General features: G+C 68.8%; 12 protein-coding genes. 6 read left to right on the forward strand and 6 right to left on the reverse strand.

What is annotated here, in order from left to right:
- Nucleotides 1-45: 45 nt before the first annotated feature.
- Genes purF through guaA form a run of 3 tightly spaced genes read left to right on the forward strand, consistent with a single transcriptional unit; the run spans nt 46 to nt 3,914 of the window.
- Nucleotides 46-1,527: an amidophosphoribosyltransferase gene (gene purF, locus ACOYJQ_RS00795; RefSeq protein WP_433455567.1), complete on the forward strand. Its 1,482-nt coding sequence runs from the start codon at nt 46-48 to the stop codon at nt 1,525-1,527.
- A gap of 5 nt (nt 1,528-1,532) precedes the next feature.
- On the forward strand, nt 1,533-2,315 hold the full coding sequence (locus tag ACOYJQ_RS00800) for an SDR family NAD(P)-dependent oxidoreductase (RefSeq protein ID WP_433455569.1): 783 nt from the start codon (nt 1,533-1,535) through the stop codon (nt 2,313-2,315).
- A 24-nt stretch (nt 2,316-2,339) separates the two neighbouring features.
- Entirely contained in the window at nt 2,340-3,914 is a 1,575-nt protein-coding gene (guaA, locus tag ACOYJQ_RS00805; protein WP_433455571.1) for a glutamine-hydrolyzing GMP synthase, read from the forward strand.
- A gap of 44 nt (nt 3,915-3,958) precedes the next feature.
- On the opposite strand, the gene ACOYJQ_RS00810 is transcribed toward guaA, so the two are convergent.
- Together ACOYJQ_RS00810 and ACOYJQ_RS00815 are read right to left on the reverse strand one after the other, a co-directional pair.
- Nucleotides 3,959-4,807 carry a sulfite exporter TauE/SafE family protein gene (locus ACOYJQ_RS00810; RefSeq protein WP_433455573.1) on the reverse strand — a complete coding sequence of 283 codons (849 nt, stop codon included), beginning with the start codon at nt 4,805-4,807 and terminating at the stop codon, nt 3,959-3,961.
- Between the two features lie 390 nt (nt 4,808-5,197).
- A complete protein-coding gene (locus ACOYJQ_RS00815; protein WP_433455575.1) occupies nt 5,198-7,159 on the reverse strand; it encodes a sigma-54-dependent Fis family transcriptional regulator in 1,962 nt (653 codons plus the stop codon).
- A gap of 553 nt (nt 7,160-7,712) precedes the next feature.
- Here ACOYJQ_RS00815 and ACOYJQ_RS00820 point away from each other — a divergent pair.
- The 3 genes from ACOYJQ_RS00820 to ACOYJQ_RS00830 all read left to right on the forward strand — a co-directional run bounded on the left by ACOYJQ_RS00820 (nt 7,713) and on the right by ACOYJQ_RS00830 (nt 12,814).
- Nucleotides 7,713-9,872 carry a hydantoinase/oxoprolinase family protein gene (locus tag ACOYJQ_RS00820; protein ID WP_433455577.1) on the forward strand — a complete coding sequence of 720 codons (2,160 nt, stop codon included), beginning with the start codon at nt 7,713-7,715 and terminating at the stop codon, nt 9,870-9,872.
- Between the two features lie 37 nt (nt 9,873-9,909).
- Nucleotides 9,910-12,237, forward strand: a complete 2,328-nt coding sequence (locus ACOYJQ_RS00825) for a hydantoinase B/oxoprolinase family protein (RefSeq protein WP_433455579.1) — start codon at nt 9,910-9,912, stop codon at nt 12,235-12,237.
- A gap of 67 nt (nt 12,238-12,304) precedes the next feature.
- The gene (locus ACOYJQ_RS00830; RefSeq protein WP_433455581.1) at nt 12,305-12,814 is read left to right on the forward strand and encodes an acetone carboxylase subunit gamma; all 510 of its coding nucleotides are present in this window, start codon (nt 12,305-12,307) and stop codon (nt 12,812-12,814) included.
- 142 nt (nt 12,815-12,956) lie between these two features.
- On the opposite strand, the gene ACOYJQ_RS00835 is transcribed toward ACOYJQ_RS00830, so the two are convergent.
- From ACOYJQ_RS00835 to ACOYJQ_RS00850, 4 genes are read right to left on the reverse strand one after another with little or no spacing between them, the layout of a single operon-like run.
- A complete protein-coding gene (locus ACOYJQ_RS00835; RefSeq protein ID WP_433455583.1) occupies nt 12,957-13,523 on the reverse strand; it encodes an NADPH-dependent FMN reductase in 567 nt (188 codons plus the stop codon).
- Nucleotides 13,524-13,571: 48 nt separating this feature from the next.
- Nucleotides 13,572-17,111, reverse strand: coding sequence for a double-strand break repair helicase AddA (addA, locus tag ACOYJQ_RS00840; protein WP_433455585.1), 3,540 nt, complete (start codon nt 17,109-17,111; stop codon nt 13,572-13,574).
- Nucleotides 17,108-20,287, reverse strand: a complete 3,180-nt coding sequence (addB, locus tag ACOYJQ_RS00845; protein WP_433455587.1) for a double-strand break repair protein AddB — start codon at nt 20,285-20,287, stop codon at nt 17,108-17,110. The genes addA and addB overlap by 4 nt, the downstream gene beginning before the upstream one ends.
- Entirely contained in the window at nt 20,284-21,018 is a 735-nt protein-coding gene (locus ACOYJQ_RS00850; RefSeq protein ID WP_433455589.1) for a nucleotidyltransferase family protein, read from the reverse strand. The genes addB and ACOYJQ_RS00850 overlap by 4 nt, the downstream gene beginning before the upstream one ends.
- Nucleotides 21,019-21,033: the final 15 nt, after the last annotated feature.

Genomic DNA, 21,033 nt, shown 5'->3' on the forward strand with positions numbered 1-21,033 from the left:
GACGATTCCGCAAGGCGAGCCCGACAAGCGATCGGAGGATGTTCGATGGACAACGGTCGGTCCACAGACCCGCAAGGCGACCGGGATTTCGATCCCGACGACGATACGCTGCACGAGGAATGCGGCGTGTTCGGCATCCACGGACATCCCGAGGCGGCCACCATCACGGCGCTCGGCCTGCATGCCCTGCAACATCGCGGGCAGGAGGCCACGGGCATCGTCTCCTTCGACGGCACGCGCTTCCATTCCGAGCGCCAGCTCGGCCTCGTCGGCGATACCTTTTCGGATCATGACGTGATCCGGCAACTCGCCGGCGATTCCGCCATCGGCCATGTCCGCTACGCCACCACGGGCGAAACCATGCTGCGCAATGTGCAGCCGCTGTTCGCGGAGCTGGCCGGGGGCGGTTTCGCGGTGGCGCACAACGGCAACCTCACCAACGGGCTCACGCTGCGCAGCCGGCTCGTGCGCGAGGGCGCCATCTGCCAGTCGACGAGCGATACCGAAGTCATCCTGCATCTCGTCGCGCGCAGCCGCCACAACCGTTTCGTCGATCGTTTCATCGATGCGCTCACGCAGCTCGAGGGCGCGTATTCGCTCGTGGGCCTCACCAACAAGAAGCTCGTCGGCGCGCGCGATCCGCTCGGCATCCGCCCGCTCGTGCTCGGGCGGCTCGACGGCCATTACATCCTCGCCTCCGAGACCTGCGCGCTCGACATCATCGGCGCGCAGTTCATCCGCGACGTGGAGAACGGCGAGGTCGTCGTCATCGACGAGGACGGCATCGAGTCCATCAAGCCCTTCGCGCCGCAGCCGATGCGCCCCTGCATCTTCGAGTACATCTATTTCGCCCGTCCCGATTCGATCGTGCACGGCCGCAGCGTGTACGACGTGCGCAAGAAGATGGGCGCGCAGCTCGCGCTGGAAGCCCCGGCGACGGCGGATGTCGTGGTGCCGGTGCCCGATTCCGGCGTGCCGGCGGCGATCGGCTATGCCCGCGCCTGCGACATTCCCTATGAGCTGGGCATCATCCGCAATCACTATGTCGGGCGCACCTTCATCCAGCCGACGCAGTCGGTGCGCGAGCTCGGCGTGCGCATGAAGCATTCCGCCAACCGGGGCGCGGTGGCGGGCAAGCGCATCGTGCTCGTGGACGATTCCATCGTGCGGGGCACGACCTCGATGAAGATCGTGCAGATGATGCGCGAGGCCGGCGCGCGCGAGGTGCATTTCCGCATCGCGAGCCCGCCGATCACGCATCCCGATTACTACGGCATCGATACGCCGGAGCGCGACAAGCTGCTGGCCGCCACGCACAGCGTGGAGGAGATGCGGCGCATGATCGGCGCCGATTCGCTCGCCTTCCTCTCGGTGGACGGCATCTACCGCGCCTGCGGCTATCAGGGGCGCGATTCTCTGCGGCCGCAGTTCGCCGACCATTGCTTCACCGGCGATTATCCGACGCCGCTGACCGACATCGCGGGCGAGGCGCCGCGCCACGCGGCGCTGCTGGCGGAAGCGGGCTGAGCGCCATGACAGCATCGACTTCGGTATCGGCTCCCTCCCCCGACACGCCGCTCGCCGGGCGCGTGGCGCTCGTCACCGGCGCCTCGCGCGGCATCGGCCGGGCGGCGGCGCTGGCGCTGGCGGCGGCGGGCGCGCATGTCGTCGCGCTGGCGCGCACGGTGGGCGGGCTGGAGGAACTCGACGACGCCATCCGGGCGCTCGGCGGCTCGGCCACGCTGGTGCCGGTCGACGTGAAGGATTTCGACGCGCTCGACCGGCTGGGCCGCTCCATCTTCGACCGTTGGGGGCGGCTCGACGCCCTGCTGGCGAACGCCGGCGTGCTCGGCACGATGACGCCGCTCGCCCATCTCGACCAGAAGCGCTGGGACGAGGTGATCGCCGTCAACGTCACGGCCAACTGGCGGCTCGTCCGCTCGCTCGATCCGCTGCTGCGCGCCTCCGATGCCGGGCGGGCGGTGTTCGTGACATCCGGGGCGGCGCACCGGTTCCGCGCCTTCTGGGGCTCTTATGCGGTGTCGAAGGCGGCGCTGGAGGCGCTGGCGCTGACCTATGCCGCCGAGACGCAGACGACGGCGGTGAAGGTGTCGCTCGTCAACCCCGGCCCGCTGCGCACGCGCATGCGCGCCATGGCCATGCCGGGCGAGGACCCGCTGACGCTGCGCACGCCGGAAGAACTCGCGCCGCATCTCGTGCGGCTGCTGTCGCCGGCATGGGAGCACACCGGCGCGATCTATGATTTTCCGCAGGACAAGGTATTGTGGCCGCAGCCGCCCGCGCCCGCCGCATGACCTTCACGACAGCAGATTGAGCCCATGACCGAAGCAACGCACGACAAGATCCTCATCATCGATTTCGGCAGCCAGGTGACGCAGCTCATCGCCAGGCGGGTGCGCGAGGAGCGTGTCTATTCGGAAGTGGTCCCCTACACCCGCGCGGCGGAGGCGTTCCGGGCGCTGAGGCCGAAGGGGGTGATCCTGTCGGGCGGGCCGTCTTCCGTGACGGAGGATGTCAGCCCCCGCGCGCCGCAGGAGATTTTCGAGGCCGGCGTGCCGGTGCTCGGCATCTGCTATGGCCAGCAGACCATGGTGGCGCAACTCGGCGGCGCGGTCGAGAGCGGCCATCACCGCGAGTTCGGCCGGGCGGAAGTCGATGTCGCGGCCGACAGCGCGCTGTTCGATGACGTATGGCGGGTGGGCGAGGCTTATCCGGTGTGGATGAGCCACGGCGACCGCGTGACCGGGCTGCCGGAGGGCTTTTCGGTGGTCGCGACCTCCGAGAACGCGCCCTTCGCGGTCATCGCGAACGAGGGGCTGCGCTTCTACGGCGTCCAGTTTCATCCCGAGGTGGTGCATACGCCCCACGGCGCGGGCCTCATCCGCAACTTCGTTCGCCGCATCGCCGGCTGCACGGGCGACTGGACGATGGCCACGTTCCGCACGGAGGCGGCGGCGCGCATCCGCGAGCAGGTGGGCACGGGCAAGGTGATCTGCGCGCTTTCCGGGGGCGTCGATTCGGCGGTGGCGGCGGTGCTGATCCACGAGGCGATCGGCAGCCAGCTCACCTGCGTGTTCGTCGACCACGGCCTGCTGCGGCTCGGCGAGGCGGAGCGCGTGGTGCAACTGTTCCGCGACAGCTACAATATTCCCCTCGTTCACGTGAATGCGCGCGACCGGTTCCTCGGCGCGCTGGCGGGCGTGACCGACCCGGAAGTGAAGCGCAAGACGATCGGCGGGCTGTTCATCGACGTTTTCGAGGAGGAAGCGAAGACGCTTGCCGCGAAGGATGGCCAGCCGGTCGAGTATCTGGCGCAGGGCACGCTCTATCCCGACGTCATCGAAAGCGTGAGCTTCACCGGCGGCCCTTCCGTCACCATCAAGAGCCATCACAATGTCGGCGGGCTGCCGGCACGCATGAACATGAAGCTCGTCGAGCCGCTGCGCGAGCTGTTCAAGGACGAGGTGCGGGCGCTCGGCCGCGAGCTCGGTCTGCCGGAAGTATTCGTCGGCCGCCACCCCTTCCCCGGCCCCGGCCTCGCGATCCGTTGCCCCGGCGAGATCACGGCGGAAAAGCTCGACATCCTGCGCCACGCCGACGCGGTGTATCTGGAGGAGATTCGCCGCGCAGGTCTTTACGACGACATCTGGCAGGCGTTCGCAGTGCTGCTGCCGGTGCGCTCGGTCGGCGTGATGGGCGACGGGCGCACCTACGAGCACGTGCTGGCGCTGCGCGCCGTTACCTCGGTGGACGGCATGACGGCCGATTTCTACCCCTTCGACATGGGCTTCCTCGGCCGCGTGGCAACGCGCATCATCAACGAGGTCAAGGGCATCAACCGCGTCACCTACGACATCACGTCAAAGCCGCCCGGCACAATCGAGTGGGAGTGATTTCCCGCTCCCCGGCATAAGCCCGGACGGCTTCGTGCCGGGCTTCAGATCACGATACTGGCCAGGAAGCGCAGGCTGATGGCGAGAAGGAAGGCGCCGAAGGCGATTTCCAGCCGCCGTTTTGACAGGCTGTGCGCCAGTTTCACTCCGAACGGCGCGGCCAGAATGCTGGTGGGGATGAAGAGAATGAAGCCGAGCAGCGAGACATAACCGAGCGCCAGCGGCGGCTGGAGGGCCGCCACGCCGGGATATGCCGCCGCGTTCGGCCAGCCGGCGTAGATGTAGCCGAGCGCGCCGGGAATCGAAATCAGGATGCCCAGCGCCGACGACGTCGCCACCGCCTGATGGATGGGCCGGCTGTAGAGCGTCATGAACAGGTTGGAAAGCTGGCCGCCGCCGATACCCATCAGGGACGACAGAACGCCGATCGCCAGCCCCACCGCACGGATGACGGCACGCCCCGGCAGGATATCGCCCAGCCGCCAGCTATCCTTGCCGAACAGCAGGCGGATGCCCGTCAGCCCGGCGACGACGACGAACACGGCCTTGAACACCTCGGCCGGCGCATGGCGGGCGATGAGGCTGCCGGCGAGGACGCCGATCACCACCGGCACCGCCCACAGCCGCACCAGGTTCATATCCACCGCGCCGCGCGCATAATGCGCCCGGAAGGAGCGGATCGAGGTCGGCACGATGATGGCGAGCGAGGTGCCGACGCACAACGGCATGCGCACCTCCTCCGGCACCTCCATGTAACGGAACAGCTCATAGAGAATCGGCACGCTCACCGTGCCGCCGCCGACACCGAACAATCCTGCCAGAAGCCCCGTCACACCGCCCGCGATCAGGAGGCCGAGGCCCAGCCAAAGCATTTCCTGCAATTCGATACCCATTCCGAAAAGTCATCCTTGCAGCATCAACCGGAAAGCACGCGCCTCTTCGGTCAAACCTGACGCGCCGACGAAAGCGGCGCCAGACGCCGCACTTTCCCGGCATCACGCTTGAAATATCTTGCGTCTGAGGCAGAAGGAAACGGCCGGGTCGTCACGATTCGGCAACACGAAAGGAGGTGAGACGATTGAAATTCCGGCTTACGCTGACAATCAGGATCAGGACTTGGCGGTTCACCCTGACGGTCAGTCAACAAGAAAGCGGGGGTCGGGCGAAAGCCCGGCTCCCACCGGAAGAAAGGTCGTCTCACCTCCCCTGAAAGTCATGTTTATCACGGCGGCAGGGAAACTCAAAGCCCGGTGCGGCGGGCCGCACGATGCGCCGTCGCGCCCTCAAGACATCTCGCCGTCGCGCCGGAAGCCATATTTTTCCAGCTTGGCATAGAGCGTCGAGCGCGCGATGCCGAGACGCCGGGCCGTCTGGGAGATATTGCCGCCGTTGCGCGCAAACTCACGTTCGATCACCGCGCGCTCGGCCGCATTCCAGGGCAGCGCTCCATCGTCGGCCGGCGGAAGCGCCTCTCCGCCCGTCGACGCGGGATCGCTGCGGCTGGTGACGGCGCGGACGATTTCGTCCGGCACCTCGCGCATGGTCAGATGCGCGTTGCCGAGCACCACCATGTTTTCCACCACGTTGCGCAGTTCGCGCACATTGCCCGGCCACGGATAGCGCAGGAAGGCTTCGCGCACCTCGTTGTCGAGCGTCGGCGCCGGCACGTTCATGGCGCGCGCGCTTCTGCGCAGCAGGTGGTCCGCGATCAGCAGCACATCGTCGCCGCGCTCACGCAGGGGCGGGATCGTGAGACGCAGCGTCGCGATGCGATAGTAGAGATCACGCCGGAAGTTGCCGCGGTCCACCTCGGCCAGCATATCCCGGTTCGTCATCGAAATGAGGCGCACATTCACGCAACGCCCGACATTGGCGCCCACACGGTAGACGACGCCATCCTCCAGCACCCGCAACAGATAAGGTTGCAGGCTCATCGGCATTTCGCCGACCTCGTCCAGACAGAGCGTGCCGCCGTCCGCCGCCTCCATGCGGCCCGCGCGCCCCTGATCGACCGCACCGGTGAAAGCGCCCTTCTCGTAACCGAAAATCTCGCTGGCGATGAGATCGCGCGAGATGCCGCCGCAGTTCACGGGAACGAAGGGCGCGCCCTCCGCCGCGCCGAGCGTGTGCAGGGCGCGGGCGAAAAGCTCCTTGCCCACGCCCGTCTCGCCCTCGATCAACACGGGCGCGCGGCTCGCCGCCATGCGCCGCACGCGCGCGAAGGCCTCGCGCATCGCCGCGCTCTCGCCCAGAATCTCATCGAGCGCGATCCGCTCGCCGCCCGCCGGCTTCGGCGCGACCGCGCGGCTCCTGCGCCGGCCGGGAAACGCGAGCACGGCGCCGATCTGCCCCTCTCCCGCCTCATCCCGATGCACGGCATCGATGATCTCCACCTCGGAGCCGGGCAGGCTGCCCTGCATGAGCGACGGCCACAGGCTGAGCGGCACCCCGCGCAACGTCGCGATCGACCGGCCGGCAACGATGTCGGGATGGTCGCGGGCGAGCACGGCAAGTGCCGCGTCCGTCGCGTGGATGATCGCGCCGCGGTTGTCGAGCACGACGATGTCATCGTTCTGCCAGCGGAACCGGCGCGACAGGAACACCCGCAGCAGTTGCTCGCGCGTATCCTGCACGCTGCGCAACACCAGCGCCTCGATCTGCTGGCTGACGGAAACGGCGAGCGCCAGGCTTTGCGGATTGAACGCCCTTGCCGGCCCGGAGATATCGACGACGCCGAGCATCTCGCCGTCGACGGGATGGCGCACCGGACTTGCGGCGCAGGTCCAGCGCTGCACGTCCTCGCAATAATGCTCCGCCGCGTGAATCTGGACCGGGCCGTTCATGGCGATGGCGGTGCCGATGGCGTTGGTGCCGATGTCGTTCTCCATCCAGCGCCCGCCCCGCTCCAGATGGACATCCCGACCCAGATCGATGACGCGCGGATCGCCCTGCGTATCGATGATGAGGCCGGCGGGGTCCGTGAGCACGATCATCGAACTCGCCTCGGCCAGAAAATCCGCCGTGCTCGCCAGTGCGGCGCGGGCCGTGTTCAGCAGGAGGCGGTTCTCATGCCTGCGGCGGAAAAATTCCGGCTCTGGCAGCTTGGGCGCGTTGCGCCGGCGCGCGATCCCCGTCGTGGCGCGAGAACGAACCCATGATGCCGCAACCTCCTGCCGGAAATCCGATGGCAAATGGCCCTCGGAAACGAACGACTCCCACGCCTGCCGAATATCGCGTTCGTTCACAGCGGTTCCCTTCCCGTCGTGCCGCTCCGCCCGGCGGCGCCGCTTCCGCCGGCCGCCGCGTGGAAGGTGACACCCTGCAACGGGAGAAAGGTGCGGACGGGCACCCACCGCGCGTATTTTGCCGCGCAACCCTCGCGGCCGCCGCAAGGCGCGCCGCTGTCCGCCAACCGCCCGACATTTCCCCCTGCCCGTCGCGCTTCTTCATGACCGGCGCAACTGGGCTACGCACCATAACCGTGTTTGACGGCGATTGCCAACATATCTTCCGACGAAGATTATAATATCAATGTATTTATTCACTATGGCCGAAAATCGGACAATGAATTGTCCGATACCTGTCCGACACGACACCACGCCGACAGTACGGCAACGCGGCATGAAATTATAAATCTTTTTATTTCAAAGGTTTGAATTAAATCTACAGAGCTGGCACGCCCATTGCTCCGTTACGGGCAAGCCGATCGGCATGCCGGTGGCGACAGGCGCAAGCGCCGCCGGACATCGCATCCGCCGGTCGGCTTCACACAACGACGGACAAAGGGGAGGTTATTTCATGAACGTCCACAACAAGGACTTGCCGGCCCGAAACGTGCAGGTTCTCGGCATCGACGCCGGCGGCACGATGACGGACACGTTCTTCGTCGACGCGGACGGCGACTTCGTCGTCGGCAAGGCGCAGAGCACGCCGCAGAACGAAGCGATCGGCCTCATCAACTCCAGCGTCGACGGCCTCGCGGCCTGGGGCATCTCCCTCGACGACGCGCTGAAGCAGTTGCAGACGGGCGTCTATTCCGGCACCGCCATGCTCAACCGCGTGGTGCAGCGCAAGGGCCTGAAATGCGGCCTCATCGTCAACCAGGGCCTTGAGGATTTCCACCGCATGGGCCGCGCCATTCAGGCCTATCTCGGCTATGCCTACGAGGACCGCATCCACCTCAACACGCACCGCTACGACCCGCCGCTGGTGCCGCGTCATCTCACGCGCGGCGTGGTGGAGCGCGTCGACATGTTCGGCACCGTCGTCATTCCGCTGCGTGAGGAGAGCGCGCTGAAAGCCGCGCAGGAGCTGATCGATCAGGATGTCGAGGGCATCGTCATCAGCCTGCTGCACAGCTACCGCAATCCCGCCCACGAGCGGCGCGTGCGCGACATCGTGCAGGAGGCCGTGGCGAAAAGCGGCAAGAACATCCCGGTATTCGCCTCCGCCGACTACTATCCCGTGCGCAAGGAGACGCACCGCACCAACACCACCATTCTGGAAGGCTACGCCGCCGAGCCTTCGCGCCAAACCCTGAAGAAAATCTCCGACAGCTTCAAGGAGCACGGCACGAAGTTCGACTTCCGCGTGATGGCGACCCACGGCGGCACCATCTCGTGGAAGGCGAAGGAGCTGGCGCGCACCATCGTCTCCGGCCCCATCGGCGGCGTGATCGGCGCGAAATATCTCGGCGAGGTGCTGGGCTACAAGAACATCGCCTGTTCGGACATCGGCGGCACCTCCTTCGACGTGGCGCTGATCACGCAGGGCGAACTCACCATCAAGAACGACCCGGACATGGCGCGCCTCGTGCTCTCCCTGCCGCTCGTGGCGATGGACTCGGTGGGCGCGGGCGCGGGCAGCTTCATCCGCCTCGATCCCTACACGAAGGCGATCAAGCTCGGTCCCGACTCCGCCGGCTACCGGGTGGGCGTGTGCTGGGCCGACAGCGGCATCGAGACGGTCTCCATCTCGGACTGCCACGTCGTTCTCGGCTATCTCAACCCGGACAACTTCCTGGGGGGCGCGATCAAGCTCGACCGCGACCGCGCGGTGGCCGCCATCAAGGCGCAGATCGCCGACCCGCTGGGGCTCTCGGTCGAGGACGCGGCGGCGGGCGTGATCGAACTGCTCGATTCCGACCTGCGCGACTATCTGCGCTCGATGATCTCGGGCAAGGGCTACAGCCCGTCGAGCTTCGTGTGCTTCTCCTACGGCGGCGCCGGGCCGGTGCATACCTACGGCTACACGGAGGGCCTCGGCTTCGAGGACGTGATCGTGCCGGCATGGGCGGCGGGTTTCTCGGCCTTCGGCTGCGCGGCGGCCGATTTCGAATACCGCTACGACAAGAGCCTCGACATCAACCTCGCCCCCGATGCGCCCGACGACCAGCGTGAGGCGGCGTCGAAGACGCTACAGGCCGCGTGGGAGGAGCTGCGCGAGAACGTGCTGGAGGAATTCAGGCTGAACGGCTATTCGGCGGATCAGGTCACGCTGACGCCCGGATACCGCATGCAGTATCGCGGACAGCTCAACGACCTTGAAATCGAATCGCCGCTCCCCGCGGTCGCCACGACCGAGGACTGGAACCGGCTCGTCGATGCCTTCAACGACACCTACGGGCGCGTCTACGCGGCTTCCGCCCGCTCGCCGGAGCTGGGCTATTCGGTGACGGGCGCGATCATGCGCGGTTCGGTGCCGATTCCGAAGCCCAAGATCCCGAAGGAAGCCGAACACGGCCCGACGCCGCCCGAAGAAGCGTTCCTCGGCACGCGCAAATTCTACCGCAAGAAGCGCTGGGTCGACGCGCAGCTCTATCGCATGGAGACTCTGCTGCCGGGCAACCGCATCACCGGCCCCGCGATCATCGAATCGGACGCCACGACCTTCGTCGTGCCGGACGGGTTCGAGACGTGGCTCGACGGCCACCGCCTGTTCCACCTCAAGGAAGTGTGAGCTGTCACAACAAGATATTCGGAGAGGAAACGTCATCATGAACGTCAATGTTCACAAGGATTCCCTCGCGGGGGCGGCGCGCGGCGTCGTGCGCGGCGGCGAGACGCTGAAGCAGCATCGCGACCGGCTGATGGATGCGACGAAGGCCAGCGGCCATTACGCCGGCCTCGAAAACCTGGAGCTGCGGGACAGCCAGCCCATTCTCTACAACAAGTTGTTCTCGCGCCTGCGCGCCGGCGTCGTGGACGCGCGCGAAACCGCCAAGAAGATCGCCGCCTCCCCCATCGTGGAGCAGGAAGGCGAGCTGTGCTTCACGCTCTACAACGCGGCCGGCGATTCCATCCTCACCTCGACGGGCATCATCATCCACGTCGGCACCATGGGCGCGGCGATCAAGTACATGATCGAGAACGGCTGGGAACAAAACCCCGGTATCAAGGACAAAGACATCTTCTGTAACAACGATGCGCTCATCGGCAACGTGCATCCGTGCGACATCCACACCATCGTGCCGATCTTCTGGGAAGGCGAGCTGATCGGCTGGGTCGGCGGCGTCACCCACGTCATCGACACGGGCTCCGTCGGTCCGGGCTCGATGTCGACGGGGCAGGTGCAGCGCTTCGGCGACGGCTATTCCATCACCTGCCGCAAGGTCGGCGCCGACGACACGCTGTTCCGCGACTGGCTGCACGAGAGCCAGCGCATGGTGCGCACCACCCGCTACTGGGTGCTCGACGAGCGCACCCGCGTCGCTGGCTGCCATATGATCCGCAAGCTGGTCGAGGAAGTGATCGCCGAGGAGGGCATCGAGAACTACTGGAAGTTCGCCTACGAGGCAGTGGAACACGGCCGTCAGGGCCTGCAAAACCGCATCAAGGCGATGACCATCCCCGGCAAGTACCGGCAGGTCGGTTTCGTCGACGTGCCCTACGACCACCCGGACGTGCGCGTGCCTTCCGACTTCGCGAAGGTCAACACCATCATGCACACGCCTTCCGAAATCACCATCCGGGGCGACGGCACCTGGCGGCTCGATTTCGACGGCTCCTCGCGCTGGGGCTGGCACACGTACAACGCCCATGCGGTGAGTTTCACCTCCGGCATCTGGGTGATGATGACGCAAACGCTGATCCCCTCGGAGATGATCAACGACGGCGCGGCCTACGGCACCGAATTCCGGCTGCCGAAAGGCACCTGGATGAACCCGGACGACCGGCGCGTCGCCTTCTCCTACGCCTGGCACTTCCTCGTCTCGTCGTGGACGTCGCTGTGGCGCGGCCTCAGCCGCTCGTACTTCGGGCGCGGCTATCTGGAGGAAGTGAATTCCGGCAACGCCAACACGTCGAACTGGCTGCAAGGCGGCGGCTTCAACCAGTATGACGAGATCCACGCCGTCAACTCCTTCGAGTCCGCCGCCGAAGGCACCGGCGCCAGCGCCGTGAAGGACGGCCTCGACCACGCCGCCGCCATCTGGAACCCGGAAGGCGACATGGGCGACATGGAGATCTGGGAACTGGCCGAGCCGCTCGTCTATCTGGGGCGCAAGATCAAGACGAACTCCGCCGGCTACGGCAAGTATCGCGGCGGCTGCGGCTTCGAGAGCCTGCGCATGGTCTGGAACGCCAAGGACTGGACCATGTTCTTCATGGGCAACGGCCACATCACCTCCGACTGGGGGCTGATGGGCGGCTATCCCGCCGCCTCCGGCTATCGCTTCGCCGCGCACAAGACCAACATCAAGGCGCTCATCGAGGAAGGCAAGCCGCTGCCGCTGGGCGGCGACACCGACCCGGAAAACCCCGAATGGGACAGCCTGCTGCCCGCCGCGCAGATCAAGCGCGACAAGCAGGCGATCACCACCGAGGAAATGTTCGCCGACTACGATCTCTACCTCAACTACCTGCGCGGCGGCCCCGGCTTCGGCGATCCGCTCGACCGCGAGACGCGGCGCATCCAGGAAGACCTCGACGGCGGCTATCTGCTGCCCCGCTTCGCCGAGCGCGTCTACGGCGCGGTGCTGAAGGACGAGAACGGCCGCAAGGTCATCGACGAAGCGGCGACGCTGGCGCGGCGCGAGGAAATCCGCAAGGAGCGCATCGCCAGGTCCGAGCCCGTCTCCGACTGGCTGGCGCGGGAACGCGAGAAGATCGTCGCCAAACAGGCGGAAACGCAGGTGCAGCAGATGTTCGCCGCCTCCTTCAAGCTCAGCCCCCGCTTCCTCGCCGACTTCAAGGCGTTCTGGAAGTTGCCGGCGGATTGGGAACTGAAGGAGGAAGACCTCGATATCCCGAGCTACGGCGCGAACTACTCGATGGACGTCTCCGAACTGCCGGACGTCACCACGGTGAAGTTCGTCGACGAATGACGTCATCAGGGGCGGCATGCGCCGCCCCGCTCACGCGAGAGTTCAAGAAAATCCGGAGGAAATGACAATGGCTTCATACACCCGCACCAAGATCGCGGACCTCGTCGACGGCACCATCGACCACGACACCCTGCACCAGATGCTGTCGACGCCGAAGGACCCCGACCGCTTCGTCACCTACATCGACATCCTGCAGGAGCGCGTGAAGTGGGACGACCGCATCCTGCTGCCGCTGGGGCCGAAGCTCTACATCGTCCAGCGCAAGGATACGAAGCAATGGGTGGTGCGCTGCGAGTGCGGCCACGACTTCTGCGACGCCAGCGAGAACTGGAAGCTGCACGCGCGCGTGCGCGTGCGCGATACGCAGGCCGATATCGAGGAAATCTACCCGAAGCTCATGGCCCCGACAGCAACGTGGCAGGTGCTGCGCGAATATTACTGCCCGGATTGCGGCACCCTGCTCGACGTGGAGGCGCCGACGCCGTGGTATCCGGTCATTCACGATTTCGAACCGGATATCGACACCTTCTATCGCGACTGGCTGAACCTGCCGGTGCCCGAGCGCGCCCGGGTGTAACGCGCGCGGCATGCGTCTGAAACAATGGACTGTCAGGTTTGAACCGATCCGGCAGGACCGGTTCATCCTCCAGCCTCATCGTGCCCAACTGGGGAAGGCATCTCTGACGGCCTTCCCCGTTTTTCTTCAGGCTGTATCCGCCTCAGCCCTTGCGGTTCGCCGCGATCCAGGCGGCGAAATCGGAGACGAACCCGGCAAGGAAGTTCCGCGTGCCCTCGTTGGTCAGCCGCCCCTCGTCGTCCAGCAGCTTGCCGATGCCGCCGACATAGGCTTCCGGCTGTTGCAAGGTCGGCACGTTGAGGAACACCAGCGACTGCCGCAGGTGATGGTTGGCGCCGAAGCCGCCGATCGCGCCGGGCGATACGCTGACCACCGCGCCGGGCTTGCCGCTCCACACGCTCTGCCCGTAGGGGCGGGAGCCGACATCGAGCGCGTTCTTCAGCACCGCCGGCACCGAACGGTTATACTCGGGCGTCACGAACAGCACGGCGTCGAAGGCTTTCACCTTCTCGCGAAAGGCGGTCCACGCCACCGGCGGCGTGCCCTCGTCATCGAGATCCTGATTGTAGAGGGGAAGGTCGCCGATCTCGACGATTTCCAGATTCAGGCTGTCGCCGGCGAGCCCGGCGAGAATATGGGCGACCTTGCGGTTGAAGGATGCCTTGCGCAAGCTGCCGACGAACACGGCAACGGAAGCGGGATTGCTCATGAAGGATGCCTTTCCGGGATCAGGGGGCCGATACGGCCGGGCGCCATCCTATACCGGATCGCCATCCGCCGCCATATCCCGGCCCCCGGCGAGCCCCGGCCGACGCAGCGCCTGATCCAGCCGCGCCTGCGGCACTTCCAGCACCGCCGGCCCCGCTGTGTGGATGAGGAAGGCGCGCACCTCGCGCGCCGGCATGATCTGCCGCAGCAGCGCGCCGTAAAGCGCGAGCTGCGCGACATGCGAGGGCCGGATGCCGCCCGGCGGCGGCGCGCCGGTCTTGAAATCCGCGATGTGCACTTCACCCTCCGCGAGCGCGAGCCGGTCGATGCGGCCGGAAACGGGCAGCACGCGGCCGTCCGGCAGCTCAACGTTGCCGGCAAGCGCCACCTCCGCCCGGCTCTCCGGCCCGAACAGCGCGGCCAGTGCCGGCGCGGCCAGCACGTCGAGCGCCGCCGTCACGATCCGGGCGCGTTCCGCCTCCGGCATCCGCGCGGCGCGGGCCTTCACGAACCCCTCCGCGGCACCGGTCCGCGCCGCCGCCGGCAGGCCCGGCAGCCGTTCGATCAGCGCATGCACGAGCCGGCCGTGCAGACGGGCGGCGGCGGCCGGCGTTTCCGCGGCGCGGTCCGGCCGGTCGGCGGCGGCGAGCGCGCTGGAAGGGCGCAGGGGCGGCGCGGGCTCGGCCTCGGGGCGGACGGGCGCGGCGAGCCAGTCCGGCGCGGCATGCGGCGAGGCCTCCCAAACCGCTTGCGGCGGACGGGCGGGAAGCGGCTTGTCGGGCGTCAGCCACCGCAGCACCTCGCCGCCCTCCTCGCGCGCCACGCGCACGAGACGCGCCGCGCCCGCCGCCTCCGGCGCGCGTTCGAGCCCGTTGAGGACCATGCCGGTCCAGCTTTCGGCAGGCGGGCGGGGGGCGCCCTCGCCGCCCTCGTCCGGCGGCGCGCGGTTGATGGCGGAGGCGACGATGAGGCGGTTCCTCGCGCGCGTCAGCGCCACGTAAAGCAGGCGGTTGTTTTCCTCCGCCGCCTTGCGGCGCAGCACCGCGCGCGCCTCGGCGACAGGCGCGGGATCGTGCTTCTCGCCCGGCGACCAGACGGGCACGGCGACCGTCTCGCCGTCCACGACGACCTCGACCTCGATCAGTTTCGGATCGTGGCGGCCGTCCGGTTTCTCGCCGCCGTCGGCGAGGAAGACGACCGGCGCTTCCAGCCCCTTCGCGCCGTGCACCGTCATCACGCGCACCTCGTCGCGCGTGTCGTCCATGTCGCGCTTGATGTCGCCGGTCGCGCCCTCGAAGGCATTCAGAAAACCCGTGAGCGAGGGCGGAAAGCGCCGCTCGTGATCGAGCGCCTGCGCCAGAAAGGCGTCGATGGCGTCGCCCGCTTCCGCGCCCAGCCGCGAAACGAGCGCCCGGCGCGCCCCGCAAGGCCCGAGCAGGGTGGCGTAGAAGCCGAACGGCCCGGCGGGCGATCCCTTTCGCACCACGAGATCGCGCCACTGCGTCAGCGCCGCGAGCCCGCGCAGCGCCGCCGCATCGCCCGCCGCCGCCGACAGCCGCAGCGCGTCGACCAGCGGCGTTCCCGCCTCCCGCGTCGCGGCGATGCGCACGAGATCCTCGTCGTCCCAGCCGACGAGCGGCGATTTCAGCGCGGCCGCCAGCGTCAGGTCGTCGCGGGGCAGCAGCGCCGCGCGGCCCGCCGCCACGAGATCGCGCACGCCGATATGCTCCGCCACCGTCAGCCGGTCGGCGCCCGCCACCGGCACGCCGGCGTCCTTCAGCGCGCGGATGACGGCCTCGAAAAACGCGCCGCGCTTGCGCACCAGCACCAGCACGTCGCCGGGCGCGACGGGCCGGCCGGTTTCGTCGCCCCGCTCCATCCAGCGGCGGATGGCGGCGGCGATGCGGCGCGCGAGCCGCACCGGCGGGGCGGACCCTTCCGGCTCATCCAGCGGCAGCGCCCAGGCGTCGGCGTCCGGGGCGGCGGCCTTCCACTCGGTTTCCCACACCTCCACGATTCCCGGCGCGGAAGGGCGGGCGCTTTCATGAACGGGCGCGCCGGCATCGTCCGCGAACGACAGGCCCCGACGGTGCTCCGGCACCTCGAACACGGCGTCGACCGCCGACAGCACCTCCGGCGCGGAGCGAAACGACACCGTGAGTTCCACTTCCTCGAAGCGCATCCCGGCGGCCTGCGCGCGCGTGCGAAAATACCGCCCGCTCGCCTCGAAGGCATGCGGGGCCGCGCCCTGAAAACCGTAGATCGACTGCTTGGGGTCGCCCACCGCGAACAGCGTGCGCCGGCGCACCGCCGCGCCCTCGCCCGCCGTGAACTCCTCCGCCAGCGTCCGCAGGATCGTCCATTGATCGGGCGAGGTATCCTGCGCCTCGTCGATCAGCACATGGTCGATGCCGGCGTCGAGCTTGTAGAGAATCCACGCAGCATCGGCGCGGCGCAGCAGCGCCACGGTGCGGGCGATGAGGTCGTCGAAATCGAGCGCGCCGCGCGCGTTCTTCAGCGCCTCCACGCGGCCGAACACGGCGTCCGCCAGCGTGAACAGCGCCCCCGTGCGCGCCACCGCCTCCGCCGCCTTCAGCCCGCCCAGCAGCGCGAACACGCGGTCCCGCTCCGCCTCCAGCCGCTCCTTCAGCGCGGGGTCGACGGCCTTCGTCGCCAGGCGCTTGGCCGGCTCGCCCGCCTGCGTGAGAAAAAGCCCGCAATAGAGCGCGAAACGCTCCGCAAGATCGGCCGCCGCATGGGCGCGGCGAAAGCCCTCTGCGCGGTCCTTGTCCGTCTTGCCGCCCTGCGCCAGCGCGGCCGCGATCGCCGGCCACGTCTGCGGCGCGAGCCCGTCCTCCACGATCCTGCGGCGCAACTGCTCCGGCGTCTCGCCGGGCGACAGCCCGCACAGCGCGCCGAGCGCATCGAGTACGCGCGCGAGCACGTCGCCGCGCGCGTGCTCGCGCAGGAACGTCTTGCAGCGCAGCGCCGCACGCAGCGCGACGCCCACCGCCTCGTCGCCCGCCTCGTGCGATATCAGCGCCAGCGCCTGCGTCAGCGCCGGATCGCCGGCGCGCGCCGCCGCGATCAGCGCCTCGCGCGTCGCCTGTTCGAGCAGCTCCTGCGACATCGCCTCGTCCAGCACCTCGAAGCGCGCCGGCACGTTGGCCTCGAACGGAAAAAGATGCAGCAGCCGTTCGCAGAAGGCGTGAATCGTCTCGATCTTCAGCCCGCCGGGCGTCTCCACCGCGCGCGCGAACAGCCGGCGCGCCTGCGCCAACCGGCCGGAAGCCGGCGTCTCGCCGGCAAGCGCCGCGAGCCTTCCCGACAGCGCCGCATCGTCCAGCGCCACCCACGCGCCGAGTTCATCGAACACGCGGTTGGCCATGTTCGCCGCCGCGGCCTTGGTGAAGGTGAGGCACAGGATGCGCGCCGGATCGACGCCCGCCAGCAGCAACCGCAACACGCGGTCCGCCAGCACCTTCGTCTTGCCCGATCCCGCATTGGCGGAAACCCACGCCGAGGCGGCGGGATCGGCCGCGCGGCGCTGGTCGTAGCCGGTCTTGGCCGGCACCACGAAGTCGCTCATGCGTCTTCCCCTTCCGCCATCACGGACCATTCGCGCACCCGCGCGAGGTGGTCGTATGGCCCCTCCCGCCGCGCGTACTCGGCGAAGGGGCGCGAGACGAAACCCGCCTTGCCGGCAAAATAGCGCGCCAGCATGGCTTTCAAGCCGGCGAAATGTTCTTCAACGATCGCGCCGACGGTGCGTTCCTCGCCCGGCGGCTGCTTGACGGCCCGTTCAAGCAGCGGCTCGCGCCCGCCGGTGGCGTGCATGTAAAGCAGCGCAAGCGTTTCCGCCGGCGCGATGCCCTGGAAAGCGCCGCGCTTCAGCATCGCCGCCTCCAGCGTGAGCTGCGGTGAGAAGCCGGCAAATATCTGCTTCGACGACGGCACCCGCCCGGTCTTGAAATCGACGATCACCGCGCCGGCGTCCGTTTCCTCGATGCGGTCGGCGCGGGCGGTGAGGGCGAAGCTGCCGCCGTCCGGCAACGGCAGGTCGAGCCGGCCGGCGATCTCCGCGTGCACCTTGCGGATGGCGGCGCGGCGCGCCTGTTCCCAGCCCGCGTAGGCCAGCGCGAGCCGCTCGAAGCGCGGCCACCACAGCACGGCGATGTCGGGATAGACGGCGAGCGGCGCGAAGGCGGCGCGTCCCGCCGCCAGCACCTCGGCAAGCGGATCGTCGGGCAGCGCCTGCGGCCAGCGCATGGCGAAATCCCCGAGCGCGGCATGCACGAGCGTGCCCCTGTCCGCCGCGCCGGGCGGCACGGCGATGCCCTCCAGCGGATCGAGCCCGAGGATGTGGCGCGCGTAGACCGCATAGGGATCGCGCACCAGCGTCTCGATGGCGGTGACGCTGAGGCGGCGCGGCAGCAGCGCCACCGGCGGGCGCGGCGCGGGCCGGCGGATCGGCTTGACCGGGAGCGGCGCGTCGAGCGCCTGCGCCAGCGCGATGTAGCGGTCGCCCGCATCCGTCACCGCCCGCCACGCCGGCGCGCCCGCGAGCGCCTTCATGCGCTGGAGGAAGCGGGACGCCACGGTCGGCGCGCCGCCGCGCTTCAGCGCGCGGGTGATGACGACCTCGGGCGCGCCGAGCGCATCGGTGAAATCGTGCGCGGTCTGGCCGATGCGCCGCTCCGGCGGGGACAGCCCGAGCATGCCGCGCATGGGGCGGTTGAGGAAGGCGTCGGTGCGGGCGGCGGGCGGCCAGACGCCTTCGTCGAGGCCGCCGAGCACCACGCGGTCCGCATGCAGCAGCCGCGCTTCCAGCAGGCCCCAGATTTTCACGCGCGGATGGACATCCGCCTCCCGGCGGCGGACGACGCGCATCTGCGCCAATCCGTCGAACAGCCCCGGATAATCGGCGAAGCGCCCGCGCACGCCAAGGCTTTCGGAAAACGCCAGTTCGTCGAACAGCGCCGCCAGCTCGTCGCCGCCCTCGTCCGCCGGCAGCATGTCGATGCCGTCGCGGGCGGCGATCTTCGCCAGCGCCGCCGCATGGCGGGGCGCCAGCGCCACGAGATCGAGATCGGCGGGGTTCTCGCCCTCCCCCGGCAGGAAACCGGCGAAGGCGTCCCGCAAAAGATCGAGCATGCGCTCCGCGAGCGCCCAGTCATCGACGGTGAGCGCCGCGAGCGGCCGCGCGGCGTGGTTCTCCCGCGCCGCCGCCCGGCGCAGCGGCAGGATCGTCCGCAGGCCGGCAAGCCCCGCCGGCGGCGCGGGGCCACGCAACAGGCCGATCTCGATGGCGGCGGCCGCGCGCTCCACATCGACGCGCGCCAGGCCGAACGTCGCCGCGGGATGCGCCAGCAGCGCCAGCAGCGGCTCCGGCGCAAAATTCGACACGGCCGCGTGCGCCGCAAGCCGCGCCAGCGTGCCGGCGGAGCTGCGCGACAAGGAACGGCCCGCCGAATCCTCGGCCGCAATGCCCCAACGCGCCAGCTCCGCGCTCACCCGCTCGGCCAGCGCGCGGTCGGGCGTGATCAGCGCCACTGTGCGCCCTTCGTCCTCCAGCGCCTCGCGCAGCGCCACCGCCGCAGCCAGCGCTTCCACGCGCTCGTCCGCCGCCTCGATCACCGCGACGCCCGCCAGCGCATCCGGCGCGAGATCGGCACGGCCGGCTTGCCAGCGGTCGGTCGTCTCGGCCGGGCGCAGCGCCTCGCTCACGAAGCGCCGCCGCGCCTCCAGCCCCGAGGGCGGCTTGCCGATCATGACGACGTCGCCGCGCGTAACACCGATGGTCGCCAGCAGCCGGTGCATGATCGCTTGAGGATGGGTGGCTTGAGGGTTGGTCGCTTGCGGATGCGCGCCATCACGCCGATCGCCGCCGAGCAGGTTCCAGGCCGCGTCATCGAGGCGATCGTCGAGCCCCGGCAACACGACGGCGCCCATCGGCAGGTGGGCAATGGCTGCGATCAGCCGCGCCGTCGCGGGCTGCGAGCCCGTGGAACCCGCCACGATCATCGGATCGGCGGGCGGCGTGCGCCGCAAGCGGTCGGCCTGGGCCAGAATCAGCCGATGGTTGCGCGCCACCGGATCGCTCGCCGCCCGCTCCGCCAGAATCTGCGGCCATTGCTCGGCGGCGATCTTCAGAAAAGCCAGGGTGATGGCGAAGTAGCGCGAATGGCGCTCCTCGACGAGTTCGGAGAGCGCGCTCCACGGCACATCCTCGGCGGTGAGCGCGTCCATGAGCCGGGCGAGATCGCCCGCCAGCGCCAGCGCGTCGGCGGGCGACGCGGGCACCAGCAGCGGCTCGCGGTCGTCCAGACGCAGCAGCGCCCTGTCTACCGCCCGCGCCCATGAAAGCACGAGCCGCGTCAGGATCAGCAGGCGCTCGGTGTCCCCCAGCGCCGGCGCGAAGGAAGCGGCAAGCGCGGGATCGGCCAGAGCCGGGCCGGCCAATGCGTCGATCTCGCCTCCGTCCGCCGCGAGCGACAGCTCCGCGTCATCGACATCGCCGAGCGGCACGAGTCGCGGCAGCAGCACGGGCGACGGGGCGAAGCGCGCGGCGAGCAGGGCGGCGAACGCCCGCGCGGCGCGGCGGGTGGGCAGGAAGATCGTCGCCCGCGCGAGCGAGAGCGGATCGGCGGGATCAGGAAATCCGGGCAGGATGCGCCCGTCGAGCAGCGCGTCGGCGAGCGTCGCCAGAAACGGCGCGCCGGCGGGGATGGCGTGGACGCGCGCCGCCCCGCCCGCCCGTGTCATCTGGCGCTGGCGGCCACGTATTCCTCCGCCTCGGTTATCGCGTGCGGCGTGCCCACATGCAGCCATTCCCCATCGAGGCGAAGGCCGAACAGCCGCCCGGCGGCGATGGCGCGGTCGAACAACAGGTTGAGGGAGAACGCCCCGTCGGGCGTGTCTGCGAAAAGCTCCGGCTTGATCAGCCCGACGCCGGCATAGATGAACGGCGCGATCTGCCGCTCGGGACGGCGGGCGAGACGGCCGGCGGGGTCCATGAGGAAATCGCCCTCGCCCTCATGGCCGATGCTGGTGGACGCCGAGGCGAGCAGCAGCAGCATATCCATCTCGTCGGGGTTCCAGCGCCGGATCAGCCGGGCGAGATTGGGCGTCGGCCCTTCCAGCCACATGGCGTCGGTGTTGACGACGAAGAAGGGATCGGCCCCCAGCAGGCCGAGCGCCTTCTTGGTGCCGCCGCCCGTCTCCAGCAGCTTGTCGCGCTCGTCGGAGATGACGATGTCGAGCCCGTTGAAATGCTTCAGATGCTGCTCGACGAGATCGGGCAGGTAATGCACGTTGACCACCGCGCGGCGCACGCCGGCGCCGGCGAGCCTGTCCAGCGCGCGGTCGAGCAGCGAACGCCCCGCTATGCGCACCAGCGGCTTGGGCAGGGTGGCGGTGACGGGGCGCATGCGCTTGCCAAGCCCTGCGGCAAGCACCATGGCGGAAGTGGGCGTAAACGACGGGCGTTCGGACATGATTGACGCTGCTGA

Origin of the sequence: Pseudochelatococcus sp. (genome assembly GCF_050946405.1) — a bacterium.
GTDB lineage: Bacteria > Pseudomonadota > Alphaproteobacteria > Rhizobiales > Beijerinckiaceae > Pseudochelatococcus.

What these genes read in the sequence shown, in the direction of transcription:
- ACOYJQ_RS00810 (WP_433455573.1), bottom strand. Translation starts at nt 4,807, where the DNA reads ATGGGTATCGAATTGCAGGAAATGCTTTGGCTGGGCCTCGGCCTCCTG.
- addA (WP_433455585.1), bottom strand. Translation starts at nt 17,111, where the DNA reads ATGAGCGACTTCGTGGTGCCGGCCAAGACCGGCTACGACCAGCGCCGC.
- ACOYJQ_RS00830 (WP_433455581.1), top strand. Translation starts at nt 12,305, where the DNA reads ATGGCTTCATACACCCGCACCAAGATCGCGGACCTCGTCGACGGCACC.
- ACOYJQ_RS00835 (WP_433455583.1), bottom strand. Translation starts at nt 13,523, where the DNA reads ATGAGCAATCCCGCTTCCGTTGCCGTGTTCGTCGGCAGCTTGCGCAAG.
- purF (WP_433455567.1), top strand. Translation starts at nt 46, where the DNA reads ATGGACAACGGTCGGTCCACAGACCCGCAAGGCGACCGGGATTTCGAT.
- ACOYJQ_RS00820 (WP_433455577.1), top strand. Translation starts at nt 7,713, where the DNA reads ATGAACGTCCACAACAAGGACTTGCCGGCCCGAAACGTGCAGGTTCTC.
- ACOYJQ_RS00800 (WP_433455569.1), top strand. Translation starts at nt 1,533, where the DNA reads ATGACAGCATCGACTTCGGTATCGGCTCCCTCCCCCGACACGCCGCTC.
- addB (WP_433455587.1), bottom strand. Translation starts at nt 20,287, where the DNA reads ATGACACGGGCGGGCGGGGCGGCGCGCGTCCACGCCATCCCCGCCGGC.
- ACOYJQ_RS00850 (WP_433455589.1), bottom strand. Translation starts at nt 21,018, where the DNA reads ATGTCCGAACGCCCGTCGTTTACGCCCACTTCCGCCATGGTGCTTGCC.
- guaA (WP_433455571.1), top strand. Translation starts at nt 2,340, where the DNA reads ATGACCGAAGCAACGCACGACAAGATCCTCATCATCGATTTCGGCAGC.
- ACOYJQ_RS00825 (WP_433455579.1), top strand. Translation starts at nt 9,910, where the DNA reads ATGAACGTCAATGTTCACAAGGATTCCCTCGCGGGGGCGGCGCGCGGC.